This is a genomic window from Desulfamplus magnetovallimortis (genome assembly GCF_900170035.1).
In the GTDB taxonomy this organism is placed as follows: domain Bacteria; phylum Desulfobacterota; class Desulfobacteria; order Desulfobacterales; family Desulfobacteraceae; genus Desulfamplus; species Desulfamplus magnetovallimortis.
Genome location: NZ_LT828561.1, coordinates 90,323 through 92,495, shown reverse-complemented (window position 1 = coordinate 92,495; position 2,173 = coordinate 90,323). Strand labels below are relative to the sequence as shown.

General features: G+C 40.4%; 5 protein-coding genes. All 5 read right to left on the bottom strand.

Features of this window, described 5'->3' with window-relative positions; genetic code table 11:
• Positions 1-266: 266 nt before the first annotated feature.
• Positions 267-665, bottom strand: coding sequence for a type II TA system antitoxin MqsA family protein (locus MTBBW1_RS24270; RefSeq protein ID WP_080808612.1), 399 nt, complete (start codon positions 663-665; stop codon positions 267-269).
• Between the two features lie 2 nt (positions 666-667).
• On the bottom strand, positions 668-964 hold the full coding sequence (locus tag MTBBW1_RS24265) for a type II toxin-antitoxin system MqsR family toxin (RefSeq protein WP_080808609.1): 297 nt from the start codon (positions 962-964) through the stop codon (positions 668-670).
• A 202-nt stretch (positions 965-1,166) separates the two neighbouring features.
• A complete protein-coding gene (locus MTBBW1_RS24260) occupies positions 1,167-1,394 on the bottom strand; it encodes a DUF2442 domain-containing protein (RefSeq protein WP_080808606.1) in 228 nt (75 codons plus the stop codon).
• A gap of 11 nt (positions 1,395-1,405) precedes the next feature.
• On the bottom strand, positions 1,406-1,675 hold the full coding sequence (locus MTBBW1_RS24255) for a DUF4160 domain-containing protein (RefSeq protein WP_080808603.1): 270 nt from the start codon (positions 1,673-1,675) through the stop codon (positions 1,406-1,408).
• Between the two features lie 314 nt (positions 1,676-1,989).
• Positions 1,990-2,151 (bottom strand): hypothetical protein, encoded by a 162-nt coding sequence (locus MTBBW1_RS28720; protein ID WP_186441690.1) that lies wholly within the window; start codon positions 2,149-2,151, stop codon positions 1,990-1,992.
• Positions 2,152-2,173: the final 22 nt, after the last annotated feature.

The following is a 2,173-nucleotide window of genomic DNA, read 5'->3' as shown; positions in this document are numbered from 1 at the left end:
AAAAACAAAGCATACCTGTCCCCATTTTTCTTGCTATGGTAGTTTCTTTGTCTGTCATTAAAAGGAATTCTACTCGGGTCGCCTGTTTTAGTCAAGAAGTTTCTTGAAAGCTAAAACACTAAGCCAAAAGTTTACAGAACATTCAATTTTCCGACAAAGGGGACGAAGAAAACAAACGAAACTTGCATTATCGACCTGTCCCACTTTCCCCTTTCCGTAGTAGTAGTAGTAGTAGAGAGTAGCAGTAGTGCCCCCTTTTTTCCTGCTCATGTCCTGACTTCGTTAAGCAGTTCCGGGTGGCGATCAAGAACCTTGAGGAGCTTTACAAGTGCAAGAGGTGGTTTAGCTCTGCCATTCTCATAGCGCAAGAAGGCATTGATTCCCCCACCGAAAATCTCACCAGCTTGCCGTTGATCAAGTGATAGCTTTTTACGAACATTCGCTATGAAGCCTGGATCGACAATCGACGCATTCACCTGCTTATTGAATTCCAGCATTGCCATACTAATGCGCTTAGATTCAGTTGGATCAAGAACAGCTTCACCACAAGCCGGGCAGAAATCCCCAGTCACAGCCGGAATAACTGTCGATTCATTCTTATAGGTGTACAGTATATCACGGGTATCATACAGCAGTTCGGCTGCCGAACAAGACAAACATTTCATATTCATAGCTCCTTGAAAGACACGATGAGTACCTCATCAATGACCGTGAGTTTCAGGTAAACCTCTCCAGATTGAGTGAGAGGATGGTATACGTCCTGCCAAACCCGATGATCCGCGATAGTCGTCATACTCTTGTAGAAGTCTGCCTGGCTCAGTAGCATTATGACGTCAACTATTCCATTAAAGTCGAATCCTAACGCAGCAGCACCTGCAAGTGCCGACACAGTCGAGCGAACTTTTCCTGCCTCAATCATGGCTTTGATGACTGATAATTTGTAGTGAGGCTTCTTTTTTTCCATAAATATATATTAACCCAGCTGATTGTATTTGGCAAGCTGGTTGTATTAATTGAGCTTCACAAAAGTGCATTATCTACCTGTCCCCTTTGTCATTTAGACTCATCGAACAGCACGATTGATTATAAACACCGAAACACAAAATGACAATCACAAATAAAACGGGGACAGCATACGCATAATGTACCTGTCCCCATTCTTTCCATTAGATTGATTGTTCATAAAGAGTTTCCGGAGCAATATCAATAGCACCTGGCCATGTAACGGTAGCATAATCAACCTGAGCCAGAGAAAATATTACAGAATTCTGAAGTTTTTTGAAAACAGGATATTTCAAATAGGGTTCCATATCAAAAAGTCTACTTTCTCCGGTATTAAACCTTAAAAGCAGATGATAATCTGGACGTACATCGACATGACACACTTCAATCATAATAAATTTCCTTATCGTAGTGGATCAATTGAGAAAATAGGTTCACCATTTACTGCCAATGACCAATTTGCCATCACTTCATCTTCATGAATGGTAATCCATGCCTGTACGAGTCGTAATTTCTTTGCAGGCAATTCCCCTTCCAAAAGTTCTCCATCCGGGATAGTAATTACCGACTTCATGCCTTGGTACTCCACATGAAGATGAGGCAAATGATGTTGCCTGTTATCCATATAAAGCATACGGATAATTATTCCATAAAACATACTTATAGTCGGCATACCAATTCAACTCCTCTTTAAAAGATTATTCATATCACACAGATATAACCAACCCCGCCCAGCCGGTCAAGAGCAAACAAAAAAGGGACAAGCATAATGTACCTGTCCCCACTTTTTCTTTCTCATTTCAATTTGTCATCACAATATCATAATGACATAATGTGTCAAGCATTATCGACCTGTCCTGTCCCCCTTTCTTCAAAAAGAAGCATTATCGACCTGTCCCCTCCCTTCTCTCCCGCTACTACTTTGATAATAAATTGATGAATAATATGACCTTAAGTTTTAAAAAGGTAATTCCAAAGAGGATTTTTTTATTGGGTAATGTGCTGCTCGGTATTTTTGAATGGATCCATGTTGAGCATATGCCAATTTTGATTACCTAAATCAGAGTCAAAATCATAATCAAAGTAGTAGCGGGAGAACACCCAAAAACCGAGAATCTCCACAAAATAGAGAAGGCTAAACTGTTTCATCAGCTTCAATAATTACCGAACT